This is a genomic window from Planktothrix prolifica NIVA-CYA 540, from assembly GCF_963864145.1.
GTDB classification, from domain to species: Bacteria; Cyanobacteriota; Cyanobacteriia; order Cyanobacteriales; family Microcoleaceae; genus Planktothrix; species Planktothrix agardhii.
Genome location: NZ_CAWLTW010000001.1, coordinates 801750 through 828666, shown reverse-complemented (window position 1 = coordinate 828666; position 26917 = coordinate 801750). Strand labels below are relative to the sequence as shown.

The window sequence follows — 26917 nt, the reverse complement described above, 5'->3', positions numbered from 1 at the left end:
TGTCTTTAGACTCCGTTTATTTTATTCTAGCGGTCTCGCGCCTGTGATCATCGACCCCAGCCAAAAAATAGTCTGGAAAATTGCGACAGCCTTTACGGTATGATTGGGGTCAATAGAAACATCTATCTAGTCAAACTTTAGCCTGGTTTGGGCGATGCCATTGTTAGGAGGAACAAAGTAAGTGATTAAGGTCGCAATCAACGGTTTTGGACGGATTGGACGTAACGTTTTACGCTGCTGGTTAACCCGGCAAAATAGCAATTTAGAGTTTGTGGGTATCAATGATACTTCTGATCCCAGTACCAATGCCCATTTGCTAAAATACGATTCCATGCTCGGCACACTCAAAGGCGTTGATATCAAAGCCGATGAGAATTCCATTACAGTCAATGGCAAAACCATTAAATGTGTTTCTGATCGTAACCCATTAAATTTGCCTTGGAAAGAATGGGGTGTGGATTTAATTATTGAATCCACCGGGGTATTTATTACCGAGGAAGGCGCTTCTAAGCATATTACCGCCGGAGCCCAAAAAGTCCTGATTACGGCTCCTGGAAAGGGTGAAGGCGTGGATACTTTTGTGGTGGGTGTGAATCACCATGACTACAATCATGATCAACACCGAATTCTGAGTAACGCCAGTTGTACTACCAACTGTTTAGCTCCTTTTGCCAAAGTCCTGCATGAGAAATTCGGCATTGTTAAAGGCACAATGACCACAACCCACAGCTATACTGGAGATCAGCGTCTTTTAGATTCCAGTCACCGGGATGTGCGTCGGGCTAGAGCCGCGGCGGTGAATATTGTTCCTACTTCTACGGGTGCTGCAAAGGCCGTTTCTTTAGTGATTCCTGAGCTGAAAGGAAAACTCAACGGGATTGCTTTTCGAGTTCCTACCCCTAATGTCTCGATTGTGGATTTAGTGGTACAGGTGGAGAAGGCAACCTTTGTTGAAGAAGTGAATTTAGCTCTGAAAGAAGCTGCTGACGGCGCAATGAAGGGGATTCTGGAATACAGCGATCTGCCTTTGGTGTCTTCTGACTATAAAGGACATGATGCTTCTTCAATTGTGGATGCCAGCTTAACAATGGTGATGGGTGGCGACATGGTGAAAGTGGTCGCCTGGTATGATAACGAATGGGGTTATAGTCAACGGGTGGTTGATTTAGCCGAATTGGTAGCTTCCAACTGGAAAGCCTAGATTTAATTGGGACACCAGGCAGGGTTTTAACTGCTTGTTATCTGTGAAAAGTGCTGAAATCCTCGACTCAAGGATAGTTTTTCAATGGTTGAGGGTTCAGCATCATCTATTAATAAAATATCTGGATTAGCAGTAATTTCACCAATAATAGTGGCGGTTTTTCCTAGGTATTGGACAACTATTTCAGCTATATCCGCAGCCACAGACAATACCAGTTGAAAGTCTTCGCCCCCATACAAAGCCCAATAAACTGCTTTTTGCGGGGAAACAAAGGTTTTTAAGGCTTGAGATATCGGAATTTGAGGACGTTGGATTTTAGCCCCGACTTGACTTCCTCGACAGATTTGGACAATCGCATCGGCCAGTCCATCGCTACTATCCATTCCCGCAATTGTTGTCTGGGGATGGGAGGCTAAAAAACTTTGCAATTTCGGGACAATATCCAAGCGGGGTTGGGGCCGTTGATGGGCTTGAATTAGGGATAAACGTTGATTAGCTGTTAATTCGGCTCCTAATTCGGGATGTAGGAGTAATTCTAATCCAGCCCTGGAGTCCCCATGATCTCCAGTAACTATAATTTTATCGCCAGGACGGGCAACGGAACGCCGAATTGCTAATTTTGGGTTAACCCTTCCAAAAGCAGTAATAGAAATACAAGTTACCGCCGACCGACAAATATCGCCACCCACAATCGGCGTCTGATACTGATTTAAACAGGTGGTTAATCCTTGATAAAGTTGTTCTACCCAGCTAACGGTTTTATTATCTGTTATTCCTAATGCGACGGTAATTCCGATGGGAAAAGCACCCATAGCCGCCAGGTCGGATAAATTCACCGCAGCGCCACGCCAACCCACATCAAAAGGTGATGTAGTGCGATCGCTAAAATGTACTTCATCTACTAACATATCCGTAGTAATTACTAAGGATTCATCCCCAGAAACCGCCAAAATTGCCGCATCATCCCCCACAATTTCCGAGGGACAAAAACCCTTAACAATTTCCAGTAAACCCTGTTCTCCTATATCTTTAATTAGCATCGTAAATCAGTCATCAGTTATCAGTCATCAGTAGAGACGTGCCATGGCGCGTCTCTACCAGTTTATTACCCATTCGTAATTCCCCCTCACACTAATGCTCTTAATAAAGCCTGTAACTTTAACTGAATTTCAGCTACTTCTTTTTCCGGTTCTGAACCCGCAACAATTCCGGCTCCTGCATAGAGTCTAGCACGATTTCCGTCTAATAAAGCCGAACGAATCCCCACCACAAATTCTCCATTTCCTTGATGATCAATCCAACCAATGGGGGCGGCATAAAGAGAGCGATCAAAATTTTCATAATTATGGATATGTTGTTGGGCAATATCTCTGGGAGTTCCCGCAACGGCGGGAGTTGGATGTAATTGTGATAATATTTCCAAGAGATGAATATTGGTTGAAACTTGACATTTAATTGGTGTCCAAAGGTGTTGAATATTTGTGAGTTGTCTTAAACAAGGTAAATCCGTTAAATCTGGGGTTAAACCCAAACTTAATAAACGTTCGATAATAAAATCTATTACCACTTGATGTTCCCGCAGATTTTTTTCACTATTGAGTAATTCTTGACCTAAATTAATATCTTCTATTGGTGTTTTTCCGCGAGGGGCTGAACCCGCCAAGGCATCAGTAATTAATTGATTATTTTTCAGACTAATTAATCTTTCTGGACTCGCACCAATAAACTGTTGACCCTTGCCATTACCCGTGGAAAAAATATAACAATCAGGATACAAAAGTCTTAAATTATTTAAAGAATGAATTAAATTAAATGGGGTTTTAGACACCACATCAATCGGTTGAGAAAGAACTAATTTTTTCAAGGATTTAGAGTTAATTAAATCTAAAGCAGAATGGACAGACTGTTTAAATTGTAAATAGGGTTTGGGGTCAGTTTCCACTTGTTGGGTTAATAATAAACTAGGGGTTTTACTGGTGACAGAAGGAATTGAGGTGGTTTCTAACCCATTAATTTGTTGACTTTTATACCAAACATCACTCAAAATATTTTCAATTTTAGAGTTTTTCTTCAAAACAATATTAACAATCAAAATACAGCGATTTTTTTTTCTAATCACTTGCCATTTAGGTAAAAATATGGTAGTCGGTGGAAAGTAAATATTTTCCGGTTCAACTGAAGGATTTTGTCCGCAATTCAAGGATAAATTAGGATTAAAATATTGATCAAAGAAAGTAAAACTACAACAAAAATAAGGTTTAGGTAAATTGCTATTTTTAGAACCAATAATAACGGTTTTATCTAAACAAGATTGAATAAATTTTTGCGCTTCAATAAACCTATTTTTTCCCGCCGTTGTGAATTTAATAGCCGTATCAACCGCCACAAAGGACTCCTCAAATTGAGGTTTTTCAAAATAAAAATGAATTAAATTTGGATGATAAAATTGCTGTAAAATTGCTAAAGGATCAATCCATTGAATTTCATGGGCAATGCTCAGAATTTTAGTCTGATAGTCCTGTAATCCATAATTTTGAAACTCTAACAAAAAACGATGCAGTTCTTGGCGATCTTGCAATAACGGGGTTGCAGAAGGAAAAACTGGCATATAAAAAATGAACAAAAAAAGGTTAAAATAGGGAAAACTGTCACCGAAAAATCGTCAACTCATGTTATTTTAATCTATGTTAACGACTTTCAGAGTCATTTACCCCTTATTCATAATCTACCCTCTAAAAATATTGCCCTCAGTCTGTAAAAAAAGTTCATAATTCTTCCCTCCTTCCCCTACTTCCCAACTGTGACAGACACCGGACACCCACACCACCTTTCCTCTACCCTCCTTGCGGGTATTAGTCCTGTCAGTATCAGATTCAACCTTTTTCAAGTCCTCTAGCATGATCAGATAGTCTTATGGGACAATAAGCCAGTCAAAGTTTAAAATCCTGTTTCTATGACCACAGAATTAATTGCAGCCTCAAAAAATAAATTATGGTTAGCAGCGATTAAACCCCCGATGTATAGTGTGGCAATTATGCCAATTTGGGTGGGAACTGCTGTTGCTGTTTTTGAAACTTCTACGATTAATTGGAAAATTTTTACCACTTTTATTACGGCAGCTATTTTAATTTTAGCTTGGGAAAATATTCTCAATGATGTCTTTGACTCAGAAACGGGAATTGACAAAAATAAACATCATTCTTTAGTCAATTTGACCGAAAATAAATCATTAGTTATGGCTATGGGAAATAGCTGTTTAGCCCTAGCAATTTTAGGTTTATTAGGGATTTGTTGGTGGCAACAGGATCTAACGGTTCTAGGCTTAATTCTGCTTTGCTGTGGCTTAGGTTATTTATATCAGGGGCCGCCATTTCGTTTGGGTTATCAAGGTTTAGGGGAATTTTTATGTTTCTTTGCCTTTGGGCCCTTGGGAGTTTCCGCCGCCTATTATAGCCAAACTCAAAACTGGTCTTGGGTCTGTTTAGCCACCTCAATTATTGTGGCAATTCCGATTACTTTAGTTCTCTTTTGTTCCCATTTTCATCAAGTTAAAGATGATATTAATGCGGGGAAAAAGTCCCCGATTGTTCGTTTAGGAACCGAACGGGGAGCAAAACTTTTACCTTGGTTTTGTGGTAGTATTTTTATTCTGACGGGTGGATTTGTCCTATGGGGAATATTCCCGATTTGGACTCTACTTAGTTTTGTTGCAATTCCCTCTGGGATTAAACTTTGTCGCCATGTCAGTCAATACCATAATCAACCTAACTTAGTCAGCAATTGCAAGTTTATCGCTATTGCTCTACAGTTTTGGAGTGGCTTATTCTTAGGAATTGGTTTGATTTTAGGTTAATTGAATCTATTATTAGGGTGGGTTAATTCCACCCAGAAGAAAACAAAGCAACTAGAGGTTAAATAATGATTCAGTTTATTCCCTTAATCGGTAGAACATTTTTAGCAACAATTTTTATACACGCAGCTATTAATAAAATCTTCAATTTTGCCGATACTCAAACTATGATGACGGGACGAGGATTACCTTTGGCTGGGGTATTATTGGTTGGAACAATTGCTGTTGAAATTTTAGGTGGATTATCTTTAGTATTAGGTTATAAAACTCGTTGGGGGGCTTGGCTTCTGATTGTATTTTTAATTCCCGCTACGGTGATTTTTCATAATTTTTGGGAAGTTCCCTCAGAAAAAATTGATTTCCTCAAGAATTTATCTATTATGGGCGGGTTATTGATGATTACCTATTTTGGGGCTGGGCCAGTGAGTGTTGATGAACATATTACCATGAGTAATACTGATTTTACTGATCCTGATAATCCATAATCCATTCTTTAATCTGTTGTTGATTGATTTTTCCTTGAGAATTGCGAGGTAATTGTTCTACAGAAATCCATAATTTTGGGTGTTTAAATTTAGATAATTTTCCTAAAATTGCTTGTTCTAATTGAGCTTGTGAAACCTCTTTAGAATCAGGAACATACACCGCAACAACAATTTCACCCCAATATTGATCGGTTTTTCCAATCACACAAATATCTTTAACCAAACCCGTAGCACGAATTACTGCTTCTACTTCGGTGGGAAATACATTTTCTCCCCCGGTAATAATTTTATTAGTTTGTCTCCCTACCAAGGTTAAATATCCCTGTTCATCCCAATAGCCTAAATCATCGGGTGTAAAGGTATTAATTCGTAAGTTTGGATTAAAATTATCTTGATAATATCCTAACATTAAAGAATCAGCTTTAATCTTAATTATTCCTGTTTGATTAGTTTTTAATTCCTTTCCATTTTTATCATATATTTTAATTTCAGCATGGGGTAAAACCTGTCCACAGCTATTATTACCCCGTAAGAAATCCGAGGGTTTTAAAGTCACAATTTGGGAGGCGGTTTCTGTCATTCCGTAGGTTAAAGCTAGGGGAATTTGATGTAAACGACTCTGTTCTAATAATTCTAACCAAGGTGGCGCTCCTCCCAATAATACGATCTGAAATTGAGATAACCAATGGGTTAGGGATGGAGATTGTAATAGACGATGTAATTGAGTCGGAACTAAGGAGATAAAATAGTCAGTGGGATTAAAATTAATCCATTCTTCTGCTTCTACAGTCTTAAAGGATGTGATAATCAATTGTCCATCGGTTAAAAGCGATCGCATCCACTGCATTAATCCACTAACATGATAAAGAGGTAATGTACAAAAAGAATTAATAGCTGATACATTAAAATATTGTTTGACTCCTTGAACTGAAGCTATTAAACTATCCCAATGATGAACAGTAAACTTGATATTTCCCGATGTTCCTCCCGTGGGAATCATAGTCAAACTTTTGAGGTTTTCATGATTAGAATTTAAGGGGTTTTGATAGTCTAAGATCTTACCTTGAGATATTAATAAATTGGGTTTAACTATTTGATAAACCTGTGTCCATTCCTGTTGTCCCCATTGAGGGTTACATAAAAAAATCGGACATTTTGCCGTTATCGCAGTCATAAAAGCCGATAAAAATAAAATAGGGTCGGATTCTGATATTAGAATTTTAGGATAATTTTTATTAAGTTTAATCCATTGATTGATAGTTTGTAAATGAGTTTTATAACGATCAATTAAAGAGTCTTGATTGTTTAAAACTAATCTATTTTGAATTTTATCAATTATATTCACTAGGGTATATCTTGCCAGAATGGTTGCTCATTTCCTACATGAGTCGTGTTAGTAGCACTGTAAATATTTCCCTGTAATTCTTGATAATATTCATCATCTAAGAAATTAACATTAATTCCAGCAACCGCAACCCGACGTTTAAAGTCTTCCTGGGTATAGTCTCGTCCATCAATTAATGCTCCTTTAGGGTTAGAAACTAACAATTCCCCATTCACATAAACCGAATTAATTAAATTGGGCCACCAAGCATACCCACTATAACTAAATAAAGCCGGAACTCTAATAATTTGGTTATTTCTGAGATTAAATTCTGTTTTGAGTTGATTAATTAAGGGTTCGATTTTCTGTTTTTGTAAATTCAGATTATGTTGGATTAATAATTGATTATTTAAAGTAGCTCTGACGGTGGTTTGAGTGCTTAATCCGCGATTAATTGCCGCTCCTTCATAACCTTGTTTTTCCAGTTCTTTTAATAGTTTAACTCCTTCTTCTGGACTAGCAATTAACATTAAAGGTTCACCGGAAGCACTAGGAATAAAATTAATAATTTCATCAACATGACGCAACATTAACCAAGAAGTATCAATAGCAACGGGATTACCTTGAACTTTTTGGGCTTTTAAAAACTCAACAACTTCGGGATTTAAACTAACATTATCGGCTGTGCCATAATAAATTCTTCCCAAAGGATAATCAGGTAAAGCGGGAGTTACGGCTAAATTATTATACCAATCTGCCCATTGATTAAAAGCATCTAATTGACGAGGTTTACCCACTTCAAACCAGCCAAAATTTTGATTCATTAAAGATTTAGCATAATCATCACTCTCCTCACTCCGATTGCCTTTTAAAACCACCGGATATTGCTCTAATCCTTCAGGTTTAGGAAACTGAACGTAGCCGATTTCTTGAGTTCCCTGCATCCACAAAGTCGCTCCAGGTGTGACTTTAACCTTTGCTCCAGTTTTTTCAACAATGGTTTTTACATCTTTAATGATAGTTTGATTATCACCGCGATCGCTAATATGAACCTCAGAAACCGATTCAGTATTATCAGACATAATCCAAGGAGCAACTCCCATAGAAATGCTATCCGTTGCGGTCACAATTCCTTGTTTCCGAGCGATGGCTTTTAGATTAACTAAACCCGACCAATTGCTATTAGCAAATTGTTTTGCTTCTACTCCTAAAACAATATCTGAACTAAATTCTAAAGGCGTTGCACCCGATAAATCAATAGCTTTCCACCCGGTTGAAGTTTGCTGGAAAATATTAATATAGGGTTGTGCTGCTTCGTCAACGGTGAGCAATAATTCCGAACCTTTGTACTCTGGATTAACTTTAAAATGAACCAAAGCCAAATCCTTTTCATCTTCAGCCCCATTAACTATTTTATCTCGCCAATCGGGTAATCCATTAACATCATCATCATCATTATTAAATAATATTAACGGCCCTAGGGATAAAGACCATTGTTCCGGGCGTTGTTGATCTTGTTCATTCACAATACCATCTCGGTTGGTATCTCCATAAAGTTTAAAACCGGGAAATTGAGGATTAGCAACGGAAACGGGGGAAATTGTTTGAGGTTTTTCTGGTTGTTGTTGTTGGGATTGTTGGATTAAGGCGCGTTGATAGGTGGCGATCGCTAAATAACCTTGATATTCTACGGTTTTATCAATAGCTTTAGAACTCAGAAAAGACTCTTTAGGAATTTTCCGTAGGGTATCAATCGCTTGAATCCATAATTGTTGTGCGGTTTCCCAATCTTCTATTGTATTAGTTTCAGATTGTTTGCCAAAATTTGCTGCTTTAGTGGCTATTTTAATCACCTGATTCCAAGTTTCCAGGGTTTTTTCTTCAAATTTAATTTGAGCTTCAACTTGGCGATTAGCTTTAACTAAAGTTTCATATTGTTTCAGTTGTAGTTGATATTGCCAAACTTCTAAATTACTATTAATATCAGGAGGACTAGAAACTTTCTTCAATTCAGCTTTGATCAAATCCTGTAATTGATATAATTCCTCTAAGGATTTGGGTGTAACTTCTGTGGTTTCTGTGTTAAAATTGCCATTATTGCCTGCTTCAAATCCTTGAAATTGCACCCCGGAGTCATTAATCCGATACTCCAAATTGAGATCCGTTGGTGAAGATTGGGCTAAAGTTGACGGGGCGGGAACTAGGATAATTCCAACAACTACACCCAAAGCATTAATTAAAGCAACAGCAATGTAGCGCATCCAATTCATACTTAACCTCAGATATCCTGATTAATTGTACCTGAAATTGGCTAACTGTTGATCAGATATCCCTCAATCCTTTTTAAAGAGGCAAATTTTAAAATTATTAATGGTAGGAGCGAGGTCTTTTCGCCCTCCTGATATTCTCAGGACTGACGCATCACCGCTATCAATAGTAGGGGTAATTCATGAATTACCCCTACATCTAGGGTTACATCCCCAAATTTGCGTAAGTCCCTATCAGTAGGGTGTGTTAGCGCAGTGTAACGCACCATCAAAGCTATATCTGGAGTGACTTCGTAAGTCCTGTTTATAAAAGGTTTTGCTTCTGCTATAGTGAGAACAATTAAATAACTAACCAGGCAAACCGGATCAATATGGAAATTAACCCTAATCCCCTCGAATTTCTATCTGCCAAGGTTCAAGAAACAGTTGACAATACCCAAAATTTGGCTAACCAAATGGCTGCCAAGGTTCAAGACAGTGCCAATGTGGTAACGACATGGGTAGAATCCGCCCCCGCTTCCATGGTTGGTGCTGGGGTCGTTGTGACTCAGGAAGCCTTTAAAGTCGCCCATAATATCAGGTTTGAAAACCTACCCAGACAGTTACAATTCAAATTTGCTACAGTAGGTGTGCGTGAGGGAATGCGAAGTGTTCAAGAAGCCGCCAAGGTGTTTGAATCTATACCCGCCCAAATTCGTGCCCAAGGGCCAGAAGCCATTCGTAATTTCCGTCAAGGTAAAGATTGGAGTCACATCAAAGCCCACGTTAATGGCGGGGGAAGCGAAGCAAATAATGGGATTTTTGAAAATTTCATGGTGAATCGTAAGCGCAGTGGGGTGGACATGACCCACAAAGAATTAGCCGCGGCGAAGAAGGTTTTAGCGGACGCCGCTTTTAAAACAGCAGTTGCCGAAATCGTTGGGGCAACTCTTAAAGGAGCGATTGTTGCGGGAGTTATTGAGTTAGTATTTTCTATTTTAGAAAACTCTTTATTGTACGTTGAAGGCAAAATTACCAAATCAGAGTTAGTTAAAAACGTCGCCACCGCCACGGCAAAAGCGGCTATTGCGGGGGGTGTAATTACCGCCATTCTGTTAACAGTTTGTATGATATTTCCCCCCATTGCCACGCTTTTAGGTGCCGCTGCCATACCCTTAGCGGTTGTCGGGATTGGTTTTATGGGAATTCGCTCTTGGGAAATCTTTTGTCATGCCGATCGCCTATTTGGTATAACTGAACAAACACAACAATTTTTAGGGATAACTGAAGCGACAATTTAATTTAAGTAAAACCCTTTTTGAACAGCATAAGCAGGGGCTTCTATAATCATGATATGGTCGGGAATATCTGTCATTTCAAGCTCAAAAAGATCATCAGATGTTTTGACTAAAATAGATTTTACAGCCCCTTTAATTTGAGATGCTTTATTCAGTAAAGCGAGTGCTTTATGTAAGCTTTCTCCCTGGCGCTGTACCCGAATAGGAACTGGTTTTCCTTGATAATTTTTTTTTAAAATTGCATCTATTCCTTGATTCCTTTGAACTGGAATAATATCTAAACTAGCAATAATATTTAGTGCATCTTCATTGGCATTAAGATAGGCTTTTCGACCTTTCTGAAGGAGCAAAGATTCGGATTTAATTGGGGTTTTCAATCTATCTTTAGAAATTTGAACAGCATCGGGGGAAATATCAATTCCCCAGGCTGAACGATTTAATAATTTAGCCGCAATAATTGTTGTACCACTTCCACAAAAAGGGTCTAATATAATATCCCCAGGATTAGAGGCTAATTCAATGATTTGTTCTAGGAGTAAAATTGGTTTTTGACTGGGATAACCCACACGCTCTTTAGCTTTAGGGTTTAAATAGGGAATCTCCCAAACATCACTTAATGGCACTCCCTTTTTGGGATCAGCAGGAATAATTTCCCCATGATCATCCCTAGCATAAACGGCTTTACCATGCTCATCTCTAGTACGTTTTTGTAAGATTTGATCAATATTCGTAGACTCTGAATAATCACAATAAATTGGATTAAAAATAAATTGATTTGTCTTAGAATAAAAGAATATGGTTTGATGGGCGGGTAACAATCCCTTTTTAGAATTTGACCATCGTTTGTAACTCCAAATAATTTCTGATCTAAAATTTTCTTGACCAAAAATATGATCTAAAATTGCTCTAATAATATAATTAGCATGGGTATCACAATGTACAAAAATTGACCCATCTTCCCTTAAAACGTTATATAGAACAGCTAACCTATCATGAAGAAATTTTGCATAATCTTGATGACTTTCCCATAAATCATCATAGCTAAATTCAAATTGTCTATCTCTCGTTTTTAAAGAATGTTGTTTCTGAGTAAAAAAAGGTGGGTCTAAATAAATCAGATTAACGGAATTTTGCTGCATTCCTTGGACGATATCAAGACAGTCTCCTTGAATAATATTGTAAGTATTGCTCATAATTTTTAATGGATTAATCAATTATTATTCATCAGAAGCCGTATTTTGATCCGCAATTCTTTGTAAAATTGCTTTTAAATCTATGCCTGTTCTTTCAGTTACATAGTTCCATGCACTCTCTCCATAGTAATATTCACCGCCAATACCCTTATAAAGTGTCTCTAAAGTTTGTTGAATTCTGATAGCTTGTTGCCTATTGGGGTAATAAAACATAATACGAATAGGTTTATAACCTGCGGTTGATATAGCTTTGATTCTAGTATGTTCTTTTGTAATATGATCTCCATCTGTTGTTGCATCTCTCCATTTAATTTCAATGGCATTATTTCCTTCTAAACAATCAATTTCAAATGTTTTCGGTCTTGAACCCAGAGTATTAGTAATTTTGACTGATTTTGAATCAGGGTATTTTTCTAGGAAAGATAATTGAGTAGCCTTCTCTAAAAATGAACCTGCATATTTATATAAAAAACGACCTTTGTTTTGATAAATATCTATTAATCTTCCTTCTTGCTCAGTGATGCCCAAAACTCTATAGATTAGAAAATGAGAGGTGTCATCAACTTTCATTTCTTCTAAACGAAAGTTGATTTGTTTTAGTAGAGCTTCGGAAGATTTTTGTGCTAAATTATGGATTTTTTCTTCCAAACTTGAATTCGTGATAGATGCCATAAATTAAATAATATTTTTATAGACAAGTATAAGTTATATTTAATTAACATTATGATGGAATAGTTTGATTATAGCTTTAAGTTGTTCATCATGTCAATATATTTAATACTAGATTCTCGATTCATTATTCCCTATTCCCTACTCTCCAAAATTTCAACAGTCCCTTGATAACCATCAACTCGCACCCGTTGACCGTCTTTTAAATAGGTAGTAGCGCCTTGAATATTCATCACCGCCGGGATGCCATATTCCCTGGCGATAATTGCACCGTGAGAAAGTTGTCCGCCGACTTCAGAAATAATCGCTTTTGCTGTTAAGAGAATTGGCGACCATCCGGCATCGGTGTAGGGAACTACGAGAATCATATTCTCAGTTTGATCAATAATATTGGTTAAACTCCGGCAGATTTTAACGGTTCCTTCTACACAGCCAATACTAGCAGGAATACCTTGTAAAAAAGCCGGATTTTGTATGGTTTTTGATCGAGGTTTCGGTAATATATTACCATAGATAATAGCCGGAACAGTGCGATCGCTATCTTCTATGAAAATTTGCCTCCGTTGACTAATTTTAGAGACAAAATCCGTGGCAATATCTGATTTTATCCAATCTTTAATTTCATCCCATTCTAAATAGAAAATATCTCCAGCATTTTCTAATACTCCCTGGGTTATTGCTTGGGATTCTATGGCTAATATTGTCCATCGTAAATGAGCTAAAAGTTTACCGTAAATTTCAGCGATTTGGCTTTTTGTTAGGGTGCGTTGATAACATTGTTTTTGCCGCCATCTTTCCCATCGGGTTAAGTTGGAAACCGTTAAATTTTCTATGCGGTAGTTAGGATTTTTAACGATTTTAAAGAGCATTTCTTTTAATATCTCTGGTTGTTCTAACCAATTAGGAACAGAAATATCGGTTCCGACTTCACTTAAATAGCCGTAGGTTTGTAACCAAGTTTCAAATTGTTGATTTTTAGCTAAAATTTGATTAAAGGATTCATGGGTTATTTGTTCGGGTTCTTTGAAGGTTTCTCTGATGTTATTGGCAATCGTTTGTAAGGCTTCTATTGAGGCAATTTCTGGGGCGGTTTGGGTTGGTATCCAGCTATCAGATACTTTAAATAATGTTCGTCGAATTGCTAACCCAATCGGGGCTATTATATTATAAAAAGTGGCTGATTTTAATATAGTTTGAATGGTTTCACACCGTTCTAAAAGTTGGGTTAAAGTTAGGGATTCTAAGGACAATTCCGCCTCTAATTGTTGCAATATTGGTAAAAATAGCTGTTCTAAATCCTCTTGAAAATCCTGATCTAAATGTCGTTCTCGTTGAATTAATCGCCATAAACCTGCTAAGGAAGGTAAGAGTTTACCAATTGGAGGTTTTCCCATTTTTTGTCCTCGGACTAAAAACTCTAACCCCTGTTCTGGTAGTCCCATTAAGGTAAAGATTTCCCCTAATAAGGTGGCGTTAAAATAGGCGTGAGAACCGAATAATGTAGCGGTTTGATTAAAGTCTAATTTTGCTACTTTTTTCCCTAAAACTAAGGTAAAGATTTCTCCCCAAACTCCACAGGTTAAGGGGCGATTAATTGACCAAGTTAGGGGGGGAATTACCCCAGGAATCACTTCTGCGGCAATGGTTCGCGTCCAAATGGGGTGTAAATTGGTAATGGGACGAGTTTGCAAAATCCAGACTTTTACCCCATCCCAACACCACTCAATATCTTGGGGTAAACCATGATAAAAGGTTTCTATTTCTTGGGCGAGTTTGACTAATTCCAAAATAACTGTTTTTGGTAAAATATCAGGTAGTTCTAAATCATCAATAGAGGTATTAATTTCTATTTCTAAATGAATCGGAGTAAATTGCCCGCCAACAACGGATTCTGCCCCTCCTGGTAAGGCTTCAATAATAATTTGTGAATCGCCATCTAAGGGGTTACGAGTAAATATTACCCCGGCGACTTCACTGACTAAATAGGGTTGAATTAATACGGCTATTCCCATATCAGGAAGTTGTTGATTTTGACGATAGGAAATGGCTTCTGGAGTCCAATAGGATTGACGACATTGAATAATTGCCTCGTGTAATTCTGAAGCGGAATAAACAGGGCCAATGGTTTGATATTGTCCCGCGGCTGAAGCATAGTTACTATCTTCTCCCACCGCAGATGAACGGACAATTAAGGGAAAATTAATCGGATCAATTTCTTTTTTACAAGAAATATTTACATCTTCTAAACGGTTAATTGCTGGCAAAATCCATCCTAAAGTAACTTTAAATCCTGCCCGTTTTAATTCACTTAATCGGGTGGCTTTTTCGCCACATTGTTTAATATTTAGTTTATTTTCTAAAGCAAAAAACTGTTGTTTCATATACAATCCTAAATCATCTTTTTGAGCTAAATTAATCATCACTAATTCAATAGATAACCCCATAACTGCCACCAATTCCCCAGGAGACAAAGGAGGAGATTCAGGGGTTTGATGCCAAAACCAGACCCAAAATGGCCCACTTAAACACCCTAAACGGGAAGCCCAAAGTCGGGAGGAATATTTAGAAATTGGCAATAATAAATAACTGAATCTCCAGATGAATAATCCGGTGATTCCGCTACTAATCGCAATAATTGGAGAATAAACTAATATTCCCCAGGTTGCATTGGTAACTCCGCCTCCTTTAGCAACAAAATATCGTCCTGCGACTAATAAAATTAAACTCACCAGTTGCCAAACTGGAGCATTTGGGAATAAAATCTTAGCAGTAATAACTGGAATAATTCCTCGTGCTATTTCTAGGATAACAGCAATAATTCCCGCTTGTTTTCCTCCTTGATAAAAAGCGGCGGAAACGCTAATATTTCCTGTGCCTAATTCTGATAATTTTTTGCCAGATAGGAGTCGGACAACCCAACCCGTTAGGGGTAATGTCCCCAAACTAAAGCTACCTGCTAATAGTAATACAATCACCCAAAAAGACATCAGAAATATTCTCCGGTAATCAGTAAGATCTTCAGCATCAGATCCTAGGGTTAATTGGGGTAGGATGTCATCAATAGAATCTTTAACATTTAATTAACCAAAAATGAGATAATAGTCAAGGTATCATTATAATTAAGGAAAAATCAACATTATGGCAAGTAGTAATACTCTATGGATTCCGATTGCAGTGCTGATTGTCGGATTTGTAGCGGCGGTGGGTATTGGATCAATTGCTTGGTATAACTCCAAGCGTCCCCCAGGTTGGGAAGATAAACAAAGACCGGATTATGTTCCTGAAGTGAATCAAGAAGATGAGAATAAATAAGGGTTAAGATTAATTTAACCATAAAGACAAAAAAATACATAGAGCTTTTCAATATCCTCGGAACTTATTGATCTGCTTTTAAGAGGAAAGTCGGGAAGAATACTCGCTTTTCCCGACTTTCAACTAAAAGCAATGGTCTTGAACAATTCTCCTCCAGCAATCAAATTTAAGGGCAAATTAACAAGGATTTAGTTTTTCTTACCCTTGGGAAATTGGTTGATTTGGGCTGACCCATAAAAGATGAGGGAATTGTTTTGAATTCGCAATCTATCTACTTTTAATTGGGTTCCATCTAAGGCAAATTTGTCCAGATCTAATAAATCATTAACATGGTTGACTAGGGCTTGACTGAGGTTAATTTCCTCCTGGTTTCCGCTATATTGAACGTCAATAAATTGGATTTTCCGACGATCTTCCACCTCGACTTGAGTGGTGAAATCAACTTGGACGGGTTCTTCTGCATTTCCGAGTAAAATTCCCGATTGAATTCTAAGATTTTTCTCGGGAGTAACTGTCATCAGGGTTTTTGTAAAGGTTAAGGATTCTCCCTGATATTGCAGGCGTTGGAGTTTTTCGACCACAAAGGGTGTGTTAAAAGAGTCTGTCAAGTCTTCCTCGGTTAATACCACCCGCAAACTGGCTTGAGTGGGTTGTCGTAACTTGACTTGACCTGTAAAAATCGCGCTGAAATCAATGGACACCGCCTGCACATAGAGTTCCATGACAGCAATGCGGAGGCCATTGTACATCAGCATCCCGTTACCGATAAAATCGAAACCATCGACGCTTCCCTGCAAAAGCTTGGCTACAGGTTCCGCCCGAACGTTGGCTTCAATTTTTTCAGAACGTTTGAATAAAGCTGCGATCGCAGCCCCAACCACCTTACTGACAAGGCGATCGCCACTTTGATTCTGAAAAGAAGTGCTTCCAAACAAAGCCTGTACCATTCCTATTGCTCGTTAGCTGACTTCCCTATTATAACTTTTTATAAAGTTTTATAACAATTAGTAATGCTTATCAACAGAATAAGGAGGAGCGGGGGTGCGGTGGGATCAGAACAGGGAAGAGTGAATTCGTTTGCTGGACTTATAAGTATAGCAGTCGCCAGACCTATTAGGACAAAGAGTGATGCAGCAAAGCTAGACGGTGAAATCTTTTCCTCCCAGATCCGGCGTTCCCTGTTCTCGTTCGACCGTTCGACTGGCTCACGGCTCACGACGCAGCCTGTTCCCTGCTATAAGTGTCTTAACTGTAATGCGTAGTGCTATAACTTCAACAGAGTGGCAATCTTTCTGAAATCGGGGAGATCCTTGCAACAACGAAATATGATTACCTACTTATGAGGTTAAAATCCTTAACAGTTTATCCTTCAATAAAAAATTCCCTAGCAGAACCAGGGAATGAGGATAATATAGGTTTATTGAGCTCGGAAAATATTAATGAATTAACTCAATAGCTCGTTTCGTCAACGCCTCAGAAGTAATACCATTAAATGCCATTAACTCCCCTGCGCTGGCGGTGGTTTCCCCCCGTTTCCAAGCGAAAGTATCCCGCTTAGAATTGCTGCGTAACATAATCGGTTCTAACATCAAACTGGAACCACCTGTTACTCCAATTAACGCATCTCCAGCAAACAGTTGATTAAAGGTTTCATCACTGGCAAAATTGTTATCGGGTTCGGAACAAGTCTCGGATAAAACATCGTGAGAACGATATAAACGCCGAGGGTTAATAATAGAAACAATTCGCACCCCAATACCTTCAGTTTCTAAAAATGCCGCCGCTTCAAACACCGGAATTAAGGTCATATCGCCAATTACCGCAAACACCACGGTTTTATCCCCTGGAACTTCCTGTAAGACCACCGCCCCATCTTTTAACCCTTGATCAGTTTGCTCAAAGGTGGTGCGGATGGGTAAGGGGGACTTACTGGCGGTGATAATAATGCTCTTATTTTTGGTATTTAAAGCCCAATTATAGCACACTTGAATGCTATTGGCATCGGGAGAAAACACCGGAAAAACGTTGCCACTTCGCATCATAGCCGCGAAATAAGCCTCAATTTCAGGCCGTTGGTGTGTCCAACCATTGCGACCCTGTTCTAAGGCTCCGGCGGTGAATAAACACACCGTTGAGGGGGTAGGACGTCGTAACTCAGCCATAGCTTGAGCTACGGTTTGCAAAACTGGCACACCGTTAATCGCAAAAGACTCATAAGAACACCATAATGTTCGGGCTCCTAATAGGGATAATCCCACCGCTAACCCGGCACAAGCATCTTCGCTTAAGGGTTCATAAACTTGCCCTTGGGGTTGTTGAAAATAAATATTATCCGTTGTTGGGTGAATAATCTTTAATCCCTGGTTAATATTGTTAATTCCCGAAGCCGCATTTCCATCAGCATTGGTAACAATAAAATGGGGATCTTTTTGCCCAACATGAACAACTAACGCCCCCATTGCCGTTGTTGAAACCTTGGGATCACCGCCAACAGCATATTCTTCTAGGGGTAATTCACCCAGATCCGCTAAATGGTAATCAAACTCTGTGACAACGGTTTTGGCTGCTGGGCCACCACTAGAACGCTCTAAATTTGTCCGCACTAATTCCCAAGCCGCCACAGGTAAGGCCCGTTCTTTTAAAGCGTTAATAATATGGGGACTATCTAAGGTATCCCCTGGATAAAGATTATGGGATTTTGCACCCAGGGCGTGAACTCCCGCTCCTTTCAATTGTTTAATAATAAACACGGTTAATTTACCCCCTAAAGCCGATTTTGCAGCTTTATCCATTGCCACTAAAATTGCTTGGGTAAATTCAATCCGTTTATTAATAGAAAAGGCGGTACTATCAACATAATTACCCGCTTGATTTTGATCATCAAAATCTTTCGCATCGACTAAAATCACTTCTGAAAATCCATTTCCTTTCCAGTAAGCAATCATTTCTGCATTAGTTTTCGTAGAAACCATGCTATGATGCTCTTGACTGTAACCATTCCAAACCAACACAGGCAAGAAATTAGTCACTTCAGGATAGGCGGTGTGGAAGTGCATCATGCTACTCATGGGGTAGGGTTCGCCCATGCCCCCATCTCCGAGAGTGAACGGAAACAGGACGTTCCGGTGTAACAGGGCGGCGGCCATGGCAAAATGTTGTCCCTGTCCCAATGGCCCGGCGGGGTTGAGCAGGCCAGGAATAAAGCCAGAAAGGTGGCCAAGTAGTCCATGTTTTTCGCGAAAGCGATCGCGCAATTGTTGGACGGTGACAATTCCCATATCCTCCAGGGAGCGATCCAAGAAGACCGCACTATAAAATCCTGGGGCATGGTGTCCCACTTCTGTCATAATATTTTTATGACCCAGCATCACCAAGGCCGCATAAGCTTCCACACTAGAGGCAAATCCTCCAGGGTGTCCAGAGGCTTTACTGGCGGTGACTTGTAAGGTCAAATAACGCAGGGCATCGGCATAGAGTAAGGTTTGATAGGCAGCCTTAGTATCATGGGCATCGGAAATTGATACAGTATTTTCAGCAATAATTGGGGTATTCCCATAGCGGTCGAATTCGGGGAAACTGTCTTTAAAATACTGAATTCCTTGACAAAATTCTGGTATTGTTGTTGTCATATTTAATCCCTTCTCGGTCATTCTAATTTTTTGAGTTAAGATTTATTTTACAATTGCTTGTCCCTAAAAATGATTTTATTTTTGAAACCGATAAATAAATTAAAATCATTGATGTCAATGAATAGAGAGAAAATTAGTTTACTATTGGGGTGTCCGGGGAGTATTTAAACCCGGTTGCAAATTTTTTGTATATAGTTAATATAGAAGAAACTATAACCTAATTTGATCACTCTGAAACTTTGATTATGAATACACAACTTCCTCCCGCATCCCCACGTCCAGCTTTTCAAGAAAAAGTATATTGGATTTCTGATCCGCTTAATTATATGGATACCCATACCCAAAAATATGGGGATATTTTTAGTAATTATATTCTGGGGGCAAAAACTCCTTGGGTTTTCGTGAGTCATCCCCAAGCCATTCAGAAAATTTTAACCGATGATATCTTTGAAGCTCCAGGTGCTTTTAATAAAATTTTACAGCCTTTAACCGGAGATAATTCTATCTTTATGTTAGAGGGCGATCGCCATAAACGAGAACGGAAATTATTAATGCCCTCTTTTCATGGGGAAAGAATGCGAGATTATGGGGAATTAATCACGGATATTACCCAAAAAGTCATCGGTCAATGCTCCGAAGGACAGTCTTTTACTGCCCGAGAAACCCTGCAAGCAATTTCTTTAGATGTTATTTTAAAAGTGGTTTTTGGGGTCTATGCGGGAGAACGATATAGTCAGTTAAAACGTTTGTTATCAGGAATATTAGACGTTTTTAAATCTCCTTTCAGTTCTAGTTTTTTATTCTTTCCTATTTTACAACAAAATTTAGGCTCTTGGAGTCCTTGGGGATATTTCTTAAAACAACGTCAAGAAATTGATGAATTATTATATACAGAAATTCGAGAACGTCGTGAAAACCTCGATGAATCTCGTAAGGATATGCTGCATTTAATGATGGCTGCCAGGGATGAAGAAGGCAACCCGATGACAGATCAAGAATTACGAGACGAATTATTAACCTTATTATTTGCCGGACATGAAACCACTGCTACGGCAATGTCCTGGGCTTTATATTGGATTCATAGCCAGCCAGAAGTCCATAAAAAATTAATTCAAGAGTTAAAAAGTTTACCTGAAAATGCTGAGGGAATGGATATTTTTCGCTTACCCTATTTAACAGCAGTTTGTCAGGAAACCTTGCGAATTTATCCCGTGGCAATGTTAACATTTGCTCGAACCAATAAAGAATCTGTCGATTTAATGGGTTATCAATTACCGCCAAAAACTCCAGTAGTCGGCTGTATTTATTTAACCCATCGACGGGAAGACTTATATCCGCAAGCGGATCAATTTAAACCGGAACGCTTTTTAGAACGTAAGTTTTCCCCCTATGAATTTCTTCCCTTCGGAGGAGGAAGTCGTTTATGTATAGGAATGGCTTTAGCTCAATATGAAATGAAGTTAGTATTGGCTACAATTTTGTTGAATTATGAGTTAAATTTGTTGGAAAAACAACCGGTAAAAGCGGTACGTCGAGGGGTAACTTTAGCCCCCAAAGGCGGGATTAAAATGCAACTACTAAAGAAACTTCCACTTCATATTATTTTTTAAGATCCCGAATAAAATCTTGATAAAATTCTGCATGGGAACCCGTGAAATCATCCATATTTTTATGGGTTAAATATCCTCTGGTTTTTTTAGTATGGGGATTTTCAACATAACTATAGATGGATTTTGGATAATTTGGATCTTCATGCCATCTAATATTAAATGCTGCATATTTCGGAAAAAATTGCATCTCAGCATAACCTTTAATCTGATCATGTATCCACCAAGCTAATGCTGTCCAGTCTTTAGTCCGTTCATAATAGGGAATAAAAGAAGTGACAATAATACAAGCCGTTGCTCCCATATAACCATTTTTATCTCGTCTATCCCAAATATGGGCGGCATAATTGCTTTCATTGGAGGCACAATTATATTGATTTTTATTTTCTGCACCTTTAGCATTCACTTCACAAGACCGATAAGCCGAACGAATACTAATTCTTCCGAGGGCATCTTGCAAGGGTTCTAGTATATTTTCACAGAGTTTTTTTCCGGCTGCGATCGCTAATTCTGGATCATCAGGTATATTAGGAATACCTTCAATTTGAGAAATTTCTGAGTATAGAAATTCCCGCATAAAAAAACTTTTAGAAAGTTGTACCCGTCCGAGTTCTTCTAAAGCTTTAACAGTTTCTGGTTTTTTCATCGCATTATTCATTTCATCCATCATTTATTTGAAGGATTTTATACCCAAATCTTTACAGATTTTATGAGCTAGAATATCACTAATTTCAGTATGTCTGGGAACGGCTGTTCTTTTATTTAAAACAGGATTATACCACCAAGAGTGACGACTTCCTTCTCGAATTAACTCACAACCCTGAGAATGAAGATAGCGGATAAATTCTTTACGCTTCATACCGCTATTTTTTCTTCTTGGTAATTACCATTAGCAGCATTAATAGCATCTTGGCGATTAAATTCTAATGCTTCTTCCAACGTAATTTTAAGGCTTTCCAATAATTGATCGCGGGAAGATTCTTGGCAATTCACGCCTGGAATTTCTTCAATCCAGCCAATCCACCAATTACCCTCTTGTTTAATAATTGCGGTATAGGTATTGCTCATATTTAGCCTATTTTACATTGATCTTAGGGTACAAATTAAAACATAATTCCAGTATAACCGATTCGGTTTTGAGTTTGGTCAAGAGCGATCGCTATTTTTAGAAAGTTGTACTCGTCCAAATTCTTCTAAATTTTTAACAGTTTTTAGTTTGTTCATCAAATTCTTTCCTAAATTTTTATATTAATTACATAAAAAATAAACTCTACTCTCGATAAATATTCCTCCGATGTTTACAGTGAAGAACTAACACAGTTAGTATTTTATCATTAACCTCATAACGAACTCGATAGTCACCTACTCTTACACGATATTCATTATCAAACCCTTTTAGTTTCTTAACCCCTACTGGACGAGGTTCTATTGTAAGAGACAAAATTTTTGCAGTAATTCGTTGACGGATATCTTCGGGTAAATTATCTAACTGTTTCTGAACAGGTTTAGGAATGATAACCGTATAACTCATGTTTTTTTGTCAAGCTGAGTTGCAATATAGTCTTGAATAGTTTGATAGTCTCCTCTTTGATAAGCTTGACGTGCTTCCTCAATTTCAGCAAGAGTGTGTGAATCTTCTTCTAGTTCTTCTTCTGCTTCAAAAATTTGATCTTCTAAAATTTCTAAAAGCTGATGTTTTTGGGATAAATCCAAAGATTTAATTGCTGTAATTAATGAATTGAAGGAAATATCAACTTGAATTATTGTTGTCATAATTTTTTATCCTACCTATTTCTAGGGTACAGATTAAAACATAATCCCAGTATAACCGATCCGGTTCTGAGTTAGGTAGAGAGCGATCGCTATTTTCTGCCATAAGCTTTGTTATTCAACCGAGAGATGAGTTGATAAACCCGGTTTCTGAGCCCCCACGCGATCGCGGCAAAGACGGGCGGAAAACAGATAACCTTGTTATAATAAAAATTATAATTTTCTCTTTTGACACCAGCCCATGAATAACCCCTTTGACGACGCATCCCAGAGTGGTAGTCATTCTCCCCTGGATGACTTTATACAATCTTTAAGTTCAGATTCCCATAGTTCAGACTCGCACCACAGCAACCATCACCCCTCAGATCCTCTTGATTTATCTCACCTTAACTCGAATTTGGGTGAGGTTCACCATCCCCATGATTTAAACCATGTTGGTGCTTTAGATGGGGTCGATCGTTCCCACCATTCATTGATGACTCCGGCGGGTGCTTTGGATGCTGCATATCGAGAGAGTTTGGCTGAGTTCAAAACGGATCTTTATTCAGAAAATTATGCCCAAGGTTTAGTCTCTAATTCAACTATATCGCCGACTGATCATAACCATTCTCAGGATAGTTTTTCATCCGATAATTACTCGGAAAATGTTGTTGAATTTTCGGCCAATAGTTCATCTACACATTCAGGGGCGATTACTAAAGATGATAGCAATTCAGTTAACTTTGTTGGCGATGAAGTTTTTTGGAATGGTTATGCTATGGGTCAAGCGGGGACTGTAGATGGACACAAATTTTATCGCGACGGTCATTATATCGGGCGTTTAGGTGCAGATATGAATGTGTATGATGCTGATGCACATAAAATTGGTTATGTCACCCCTTCTGGCAAAGCTTATACGACTGATGATCAGCTATTTGCTACAGGAGGAAATGCTCGTTGGGCAGCAGCGACTTTAGTTTTTAATACTTGTAGTCGTAGTTAATCTTAGAAACCGGGTTTCTGAAAGAAACAGAAACCCGGTTTCTGAAATTCTGCAAACACAATTTCACATCAGGAGAAATGATTATGGTTTGGGATTTAGCACAAGGAATGATCACAACAATTCAAGGTGTTTTTACGCCATTTCAAATAGAAGCGAGTCGGCAAGAATTTCAAACTGATGTAGAAGTCTTTAGAACTGCTTCTCAATTTGTATTAGAAGCCAGTCGGCAAGAATTTCAAACTGATTTAGAAGCGAGTCGGCAAGAATTTCAAAAAGATGTGGAAATCTTGAGAACCGCTTCTCAATTTGCACTACAAGGAAGGCAGCAAGATTTTCAAACTGATGTAGAAATATTTAGAACCGCTTCTCAATTTGCACTACAAGGAAAGCAGCAAGAATTTCAAGCGGCTTTGGAAGGAGTGCGTCAAAAACATAGCAAGGAAATGGAGGCATATCGACAATATTGCGAAAATGCACGACTGCAAAAACGACAAGATTTTGAACGGGAACAGTTAACTCGACGCTTACAACATGAACAAAGATTAGAAGAATATCGTCGGGAAACTCAATTGATATTATCTCGCCTTCAATTGCTGATGGGTATAGAACTCGCCGATGATAAACAAATTCGAGATACTTTCCCCCTGAAAACTCCAGCCAGAGTGATTTTAGAGGCTTATAAAGGCTATCAGGAAAGTTATCGAAATATTCCGCTTTTGGTGATTATTTCACCCCCAGCATTAGAGTTTGAAAAGTTCCCCAATGCGGCTCAGGGTTTTAGTAAGATTGAGGTTTCTTTGACGGATAAAGTGCAGGAATTTGGCAAATATTACCCCCTCACCAGTCAGGAAAGACCTGTTAGATATCAAGGTGCTGATTGGGAAAGTAAATCTTCTCATGGTAAGAGTGCGGTGGATATTTTGCATCATGTTCTTAACTCAATTCCTACTGTGGTTTTAGAGTCTAAGGTGGATGGGGATTTGCTGCGGATTTATTTAGCGGGTTGGGATATGCTAGAAAAAGTGCCTCATTATGAAAAGGTGTTGACGATTCCTTGGAAAGATGTTTTGTATCCTATCGCCCGCAAATATGCCCAGGAGTGGCGAGAACACCGGATGAAGTTATTAGAAAAAGGCAGAAGTTTAGAGGATATAAAGCGGCGTGGTGGAGATGATGAACTGAATCTTTTAATCTTAGAGGAAGAGGAGGAAGATCAGGAGTTTGGTAGAAGTGGTCAGCATGATTATAAATACAATGTGCGGGAAGATAAGTATATTCGAGAACTGGCGCAATTTTTAGGGATTTGCCATTGTATTTTAGTGGGTTTGATGGCAGATCGCTATCATTTTTCTCATGGTGATGTGCGTCCGAAATTGCCGGAATTGTTACCCGGATTATTGGAAAAGGTGCCGAGTGATAGTTTAAAGGAAATGCTGGTGGGTGAGATTGTTTCTAGCTATCAAAATCTCTATCAGTTGACGGGAGTCGATCGCCCTCATCTGATTCCCTATTTATTTTTGGATTTGGCGCTGAGTTTGAGTTATTTACCGGATAAATCTTGGGCAAGAAAACAGATTGAGTATTCGTTGCTATCTTGGTTGAAACTCAGAAACTTGGTTGATTCTTTTGCAGAACAGAAAGGGGGTTTGTTGGATTTATTATTAGAAGCATTCATATCAGCTTTGATCATGGCAGATGTAGAATATACGGAAAAGCTAAATGGGTGTTTAGCCGCGATTGGAGAAAGTTACCATCAGGAGACAATTCGGAACGCGATACAGGGTGAACAAAACGCAGAATATCAGCGACAACTGGAAGCGGAACGCCTACGCCAAGAAGAAGAAGCGAAACGTCAGCGACAACTGGAAGAAGAAGCGGAACGCCTACGCCAATCAAAATATCAGCAATTAGAAGGTTTTCTCGCTGCTGCAAATTGGCAAAAAGCTGATCAGGAAACAGCTAGAATGATGTTAAAAGTAATGGGAAAAGAATACACAAATTATAGTATGTGGTGCAACTTAATGTGTACAAAATACAATATGAATGTATATATGTACTCATGCTTTTATGAAAACGCTAAGGCGAGAATAATAGACGAATATCGTATCGTCGAAGATAAAGAGGCGAAAGTAATAGACCAATATGTGAGCGTCGAAGATATCGAAAATTTCCCCAGTGAAGACCTCCGCATTATTGATCAGCTTTGGGTAAAATACAGTGATGGTCGGTTTGGTTTTTCGGTACAAAAACGAATCTATCAAAGTCTGGGCGGAACAAGGGAATATGATGAGAAAATATTCGGAATTTTCCGCGATCGAGTGGACTGGTATGAACTAGGATACAAACAGGGGAATAACTGGGGTATGATCTCGTGGGACATCCAATATAAATACAACGCTCCCGTTGGCCATCTCCCCACGTTATGTGAAGAACGCTACTCCAGTCACAATATTCTATTGTTTACGAATGACAAATCTCCATTACTGATGGCTCTTCTCTCGCGTCCCGATTTGTAGATAGGTATCGAGAAACCGGGTTTCTATGATGATTTGGGTATCTTCACCGAGATGTAGGTAAGAAACCCGGGTTTCTTTTCCCCACGCGATCGCACCCTCAGCCTCAGCCAAGAAACCGGGTTTCTGCGATAATTTTGGCATCCTTACCGAGATTTGGGTAAGAAACCCGGTTTCTAAACCCCACGCGCAACTATATCTAGTTGTTAGAATAGAAAAACCTGAGCATTAAAATCGCAAATGTATGACAGCCAAAATACACATCAGCAACTTGGGTAATTCCTTAGCTTTGCCAATACCGGACTATATTGTAAAATTTTTCAACCTGAAAGCAGATGATTCGGTAATTTGCAGTATAGAAAATGGAAAAATGGTCATAGAACCTGTAAATCAGAAAGTTTCCAAATATACCCTAGATGAATTATTAGCAGGCGAAATAGAACCCAGCGAAGAAATCTATTGGGGAAAACCAGAAGGAGAAGAATTTTGGTAAAATATATCCCCGAACGAGGTCATTTCATTCGCCTCAATTTCGATCCTCAAGCAGGGCACGAACAAATGGGAACTCGACCTGCACTGGTTGTGAGTCAAACTAAATTTAACCAAAAAATGGGGTTTGTGTTTGTCTGTCCAATTAGTACCACACAACGCAAAAATCCGTTTTATGTTCCCATTCCAGAAGGTGAATTGGTGACAGGTGTAATTATGGCAGATCAACTGCGTTCCTTAGATTATCGCTCAAGGCAAGCAAGTTTGATTGGTGAATGTCCAGAAGATTTAGTTAGGGAAGTATTGAAGCGAATTGAACCTATCTTATTCAAAAATATGACCTCCTAGA

25 protein-coding genes are annotated in these 26917 nt (G+C 38.6%); 10 read left to right on the top strand and 15 right to left on the bottom strand.

Annotation, left to right across the window (positions count from 1 at the left end):
• Positions 1 to 181: 181 nt before the first annotated feature.
• On the top strand, positions 182 to 1201 hold the full coding sequence (locus AC559H_RS03835) for a type I glyceraldehyde-3-phosphate dehydrogenase (RefSeq protein WP_026787014.1): 1020 nt from the start codon (positions 182 to 184) through the stop codon (positions 1199 to 1201).
• 26 nt (positions 1202 to 1227) lie between these two features.
• Here AC559H_RS03835 and thiL read toward each other — a convergent pair whose 3' ends face one another.
• Positions 1228 to 2241 (bottom strand): thiamine-phosphate kinase, encoded by a 1014-nt coding sequence (gene thiL / locus AC559H_RS03830; RefSeq protein WP_026787015.1) that lies wholly within the window; start codon positions 2239 to 2241, stop codon positions 1228 to 1230.
• An 86-nt stretch (positions 2242 to 2327) separates the two neighbouring features.
• The gene (locus AC559H_RS03825; RefSeq protein WP_026793784.1) at positions 2328 to 3809 is read right to left on the bottom strand and encodes an isochorismate synthase; all 1482 of its coding nucleotides are present in this window, start codon (positions 3807 to 3809) and stop codon (positions 2328 to 2330) included.
• A 345-nt stretch (positions 3810 to 4154) separates the two neighbouring features.
• Here AC559H_RS03825 and menA point away from each other — a divergent pair, with 345 nt between their 5' ends.
• Both menA and AC559H_RS03815 read left to right on the top strand, forming a co-directional pair.
• Positions 4155 to 5054 (top strand): 2-carboxy-1,4-naphthoquinone phytyltransferase, encoded by a 900-nt coding sequence (gene menA / locus AC559H_RS03820; RefSeq protein ID WP_026787017.1) that lies wholly within the window; start codon positions 4155 to 4157, stop codon positions 5052 to 5054.
• Positions 5055 to 5119: 65 nt separating this feature from the next.
• Positions 5120 to 5536 carry a DoxX family protein gene (locus AC559H_RS03815; RefSeq protein WP_174236010.1) on the top strand — a complete coding sequence of 139 codons (417 nt, stop codon included), beginning with the start codon at positions 5120 to 5122 and terminating at the stop codon, positions 5534 to 5536.
• Here AC559H_RS03815 and AC559H_RS03810 read toward each other — a convergent pair.
• Together AC559H_RS03810 and AC559H_RS03805 are read right to left on the bottom strand one after the other, a co-directional pair.
• A complete protein-coding gene (locus tag AC559H_RS03810) occupies positions 5514 to 6881 on the bottom strand; it encodes a 2-succinylbenzoate--CoA ligase (protein ID WP_036831075.1) in 1368 nt (455 codons plus the stop codon). The genes AC559H_RS03815 and AC559H_RS03810 overlap by 23 nt on opposite strands.
• A complete protein-coding gene (locus AC559H_RS03805) occupies positions 6881 to 9130 on the bottom strand; it encodes a protein-arginine deiminase family protein (RefSeq protein ID WP_026793781.1) in 2250 nt (749 codons plus the stop codon). Before AC559H_RS03805 ends, AC559H_RS03810 begins: the two co-directional genes overlap by 1 nt.
• A 368-nt stretch (positions 9131 to 9498) precedes the next feature.
• Here AC559H_RS03805 and AC559H_RS03800 point away from each other — a divergent pair, with 368 nt between their 5' ends.
• Positions 9499 to 10407, top strand: a complete 909-nt coding sequence (locus tag AC559H_RS03800; protein WP_026787020.1) for a hypothetical protein — start codon at positions 9499 to 9501, stop codon at positions 10405 to 10407.
• On the opposite strand, the gene AC559H_RS03795 is transcribed toward AC559H_RS03800, so the two are convergent.
• From AC559H_RS03795 to AC559H_RS03785, 3 genes are all read right to left on the bottom strand, one after another.
• Positions 10404 to 11597 carry a DNA-methyltransferase gene (locus tag AC559H_RS03795; protein WP_026793780.1) on the bottom strand — a complete coding sequence of 398 codons (1194 nt, stop codon included), beginning with the start codon at positions 11595 to 11597 and terminating at the stop codon, positions 10404 to 10406. The two genes, AC559H_RS03800 and AC559H_RS03795, sit on opposite strands and share 4 nt — an antisense overlap.
• A 24-nt stretch (positions 11598 to 11621) precedes the next feature.
• The gene (locus AC559H_RS03790; protein WP_071782555.1) at positions 11622 to 12269 is read right to left on the bottom strand and encodes an ApaLI family restriction endonuclease; all 648 of its coding nucleotides are present in this window, start codon (positions 12267 to 12269) and stop codon (positions 11622 to 11624) included.
• A 131-nt stretch (positions 12270 to 12400) separates the two neighbouring features.
• A complete protein-coding gene (locus AC559H_RS03785) occupies positions 12401 to 15253 on the bottom strand; it encodes a glycerol-3-phosphate acyltransferase (RefSeq protein WP_026793779.1) in 2853 nt (950 codons plus the stop codon).
• A 151-nt stretch (positions 15254 to 15404) separates the two neighbouring features.
• Here AC559H_RS03785 and psb35 point away from each other — a divergent pair, with 151 nt between their 5' ends.
• Positions 15405 to 15578 (top strand): photosystem II assembly protein Psb35, encoded by a 174-nt coding sequence (psb35, locus tag AC559H_RS03780; protein WP_162832327.1) that lies wholly within the window; start codon positions 15405 to 15407, stop codon positions 15576 to 15578.
• Between the two features lie 188 nt (positions 15579 to 15766).
• Here the strand turns inward: psb35 and AC559H_RS03775 are convergent, their stop codons facing one another.
• On the bottom strand, positions 15767 to 16525 hold the full coding sequence (locus AC559H_RS03775; protein WP_026787023.1) for an LmeA family phospholipid-binding protein: 759 nt from the start codon (positions 16523 to 16525) through the stop codon (positions 15767 to 15769).
• 489 nt (positions 16526 to 17014) lie between these two features.
• Entirely contained in the window at positions 17015 to 19207 is a 2193-nt protein-coding gene (locus AC559H_RS03770) for a phosphoketolase family protein (RefSeq protein ID WP_237745532.1), read from the bottom strand.
• 245 nt (positions 19208 to 19452) lie between these two features.
• On the opposite strand from AC559H_RS03770, the gene AC559H_RS03765 reads away from it, so the two are divergent.
• Positions 19453 to 20817 carry a cytochrome P450 gene (locus AC559H_RS03765; RefSeq protein WP_026787025.1) on the top strand — a complete coding sequence of 455 codons (1365 nt, stop codon included), beginning with the start codon at positions 19453 to 19455 and terminating at the stop codon, positions 20815 to 20817.
• Here the strand turns inward: AC559H_RS03765 and AC559H_RS03760 are convergent.
• The 5 genes from AC559H_RS03760 to AC559H_RS03740 all read right to left on the bottom strand — a co-directional run bounded on the left by AC559H_RS03760 (position 20807) and on the right by AC559H_RS03740 (position 22587).
• Positions 20807 to 21484: a peptidase M15 gene (locus tag AC559H_RS03760; RefSeq protein ID WP_237745533.1), complete on the bottom strand. Its 678-nt coding sequence runs from the start codon at positions 21482 to 21484 to the stop codon at positions 20807 to 20809. The genes AC559H_RS03765 and AC559H_RS03760 overlap by 11 nt on opposite strands.
• Positions 21485 to 21673, bottom strand: coding sequence for a type II toxin-antitoxin system HicA family toxin (locus AC559H_RS03755; RefSeq protein ID WP_026787027.1), 189 nt, complete (start codon positions 21671 to 21673; stop codon positions 21485 to 21487). It lies immediately after the preceding gene.
• Positions 21670 to 21882 carry a hypothetical protein gene (locus AC559H_RS03750; RefSeq protein ID WP_026793776.1) on the bottom strand — a complete coding sequence of 71 codons (213 nt, stop codon included), beginning with the start codon at positions 21880 to 21882 and terminating at the stop codon, positions 21670 to 21672. The genes AC559H_RS03755 and AC559H_RS03750 overlap by 4 nt, the downstream gene beginning before the upstream one ends.
• 202 nt (positions 21883 to 22084) lie before the next feature.
• Positions 22085 to 22345: a type II toxin-antitoxin system RelE family toxin gene (locus AC559H_RS03745; RefSeq protein ID WP_026787029.1), complete on the bottom strand. Its 261-nt coding sequence runs from the start codon at positions 22343 to 22345 to the stop codon at positions 22085 to 22087.
• Positions 22342 to 22587, bottom strand: a complete 246-nt coding sequence (locus tag AC559H_RS03740) for a hypothetical protein (RefSeq protein WP_026793775.1) — start codon at positions 22585 to 22587, stop codon at positions 22342 to 22344. The genes AC559H_RS03745 and AC559H_RS03740 overlap by 4 nt, the downstream gene beginning before the upstream one ends.
• A gap of 238 nt (positions 22588 to 22825) precedes the next feature.
• Here AC559H_RS03740 and AC559H_RS03735 point away from each other — a divergent pair, with 238 nt between their 5' ends.
• Together AC559H_RS03735 and AC559H_RS03730 are read left to right on the top strand one after the other, a co-directional pair.
• The gene (locus AC559H_RS03735; RefSeq protein ID WP_026798441.1) at positions 22826 to 23566 is read left to right on the top strand and encodes a hypothetical protein; all 741 of its coding nucleotides are present in this window, start codon (positions 22826 to 22828) and stop codon (positions 23564 to 23566) included.
• 83 nt (positions 23567 to 23649) lie between these two features.
• Positions 23650 to 26082: a GUN4 domain-containing protein gene (locus AC559H_RS03730; protein WP_026793773.1), complete on the top strand. Its 2433-nt coding sequence runs from the start codon at positions 23650 to 23652 to the stop codon at positions 26080 to 26082.
• Here AC559H_RS03730 and AC559H_RS03725 read toward each other — a convergent pair.
• Positions 26047 to 26223, bottom strand: coding sequence for a hypothetical protein (locus AC559H_RS03725; protein ID WP_158442061.1), 177 nt, complete (start codon positions 26221 to 26223; stop codon positions 26047 to 26049). The two genes, AC559H_RS03730 and AC559H_RS03725, sit on opposite strands and share 36 nt — an antisense overlap.
• A gap of 100 nt (positions 26224 to 26323) precedes the next feature.
• Between AC559H_RS03725 and AC559H_RS03720 the strand changes: the two genes are divergently transcribed.
• Positions 26324 to 26572 (top strand): AbrB/MazE/SpoVT family DNA-binding domain-containing protein, encoded by a 249-nt coding sequence (locus AC559H_RS03720; protein ID WP_036831080.1) that lies wholly within the window; start codon positions 26324 to 26326, stop codon positions 26570 to 26572.
• Positions 26566 to 26916, top strand: a complete 351-nt coding sequence (locus tag AC559H_RS03715; protein WP_026793771.1) for a type II toxin-antitoxin system PemK/MazF family toxin — start codon at positions 26566 to 26568, stop codon at positions 26914 to 26916. Before AC559H_RS03720 ends, AC559H_RS03715 begins: the two co-directional genes overlap by 7 nt.
• Position 26917 lies beyond the last annotated feature (1 nt).

Bases quoted from the DNA above. Each gene is read 5' to 3' on its own strand.
- thiL (WP_026787015.1), bottom strand. From the start codon at position 2,241: ATGCTAATTAAAGATATAGGAGAACAGGGTTTACTGGAAATTGTTAAG.
- AC559H_RS03825 (WP_026793784.1), bottom strand. From the start codon at position 3,809: ATGCCAGTTTTTCCTTCTGCAACCCCGTTATTGCAAGATCGCCAAGAA.
- menA (WP_026787017.1), top strand. From the start codon at position 4,155: ATGACCACAGAATTAATTGCAGCCTCAAAAAATAAATTATGGTTAGCA.
- AC559H_RS03815 (WP_174236010.1), top strand. From the start codon at position 5,120: ATGATTCAGTTTATTCCCTTAATCGGTAGAACATTTTTAGCAACAATT.
- AC559H_RS03805 (WP_026793781.1), bottom strand. From the start codon at position 9,130: ATGAATTGGATGCGCTACATTGCTGTTGCTTTAATTAATGCTTTGGGT.
- AC559H_RS03800 (WP_026787020.1), top strand. From the start codon at position 9,499: ATGGAAATTAACCCTAATCCCCTCGAATTTCTATCTGCCAAGGTTCAA.
- AC559H_RS03795 (WP_026793780.1), bottom strand. From the start codon at position 11,597: ATGAGCAATACTTACAATATTATTCAAGGAGACTGTCTTGATATCGTC.
- AC559H_RS03790 (WP_071782555.1), bottom strand. From the start codon at position 12,269: ATGGCATCTATCACGAATTCAAGTTTGGAAGAAAAAATCCATAATTTA.
- AC559H_RS03785 (WP_026793779.1), bottom strand. From the start codon at position 15,253: ATGTCTTTTTGGGTGATTGTATTACTATTAGCAGGTAGCTTTAGTTTG.
- psb35 (WP_162832327.1), top strand. From the start codon at position 15,405: ATGGCAAGTAGTAATACTCTATGGATTCCGATTGCAGTGCTGATTGTC.
- AC559H_RS03775 (WP_026787023.1), bottom strand. From the start codon at position 16,525: ATGGTACAGGCTTTGTTTGGAAGCACTTCTTTTCAGAATCAAAGTGGC.
- AC559H_RS03770 (WP_237745532.1), bottom strand. From the start codon at position 19,207: ATGACAACAACAATACCAGAATTTTGTCAAGGAATTCAGTATTTTAAA.
- AC559H_RS03765 (WP_026787025.1), top strand. From the start codon at position 19,453: ATGAATACACAACTTCCTCCCGCATCCCCACGTCCAGCTTTTCAAGAA.
- AC559H_RS03760 (WP_237745533.1), bottom strand. From the start codon at position 21,484: ATGATGGATGAAATGAATAATGCGATGAAAAAACCAGAAACTGTTAAA.
- AC559H_RS03755 (WP_026787027.1), bottom strand. From the start codon at position 21,673: ATGAAGCGTAAAGAATTTATCCGCTATCTTCATTCTCAGGGTTGTGAG.
- AC559H_RS03750 (WP_026793776.1), bottom strand. From the start codon at position 21,882: ATGAGCAATACCTATACCGCAATTATTAAACAAGAGGGTAATTGGTGG.
- AC559H_RS03745 (WP_026787029.1), bottom strand. From the start codon at position 22,345: ATGAGTTATACGGTTATCATTCCTAAACCTGTTCAGAAACAGTTAGAT.
- AC559H_RS03740 (WP_026793775.1), bottom strand. From the start codon at position 22,587: ATGACAACAATAATTCAAGTTGATATTTCCTTCAATTCATTAATTACA.
- AC559H_RS03735 (WP_026798441.1), top strand. From the start codon at position 22,826: ATGAATAACCCCTTTGACGACGCATCCCAGAGTGGTAGTCATTCTCCC.
- AC559H_RS03730 (WP_026793773.1), top strand. From the start codon at position 23,650: ATGGTTTGGGATTTAGCACAAGGAATGATCACAACAATTCAAGGTGTT.
- AC559H_RS03725 (WP_158442061.1), bottom strand. From the start codon at position 26,223: ATGCCAAAATTATCGCAGAAACCCGGTTTCTTGGCTGAGGCTGAGGGT.
- AC559H_RS03720 (WP_036831080.1), top strand. From the start codon at position 26,324: ATGACAGCCAAAATACACATCAGCAACTTGGGTAATTCCTTAGCTTTG.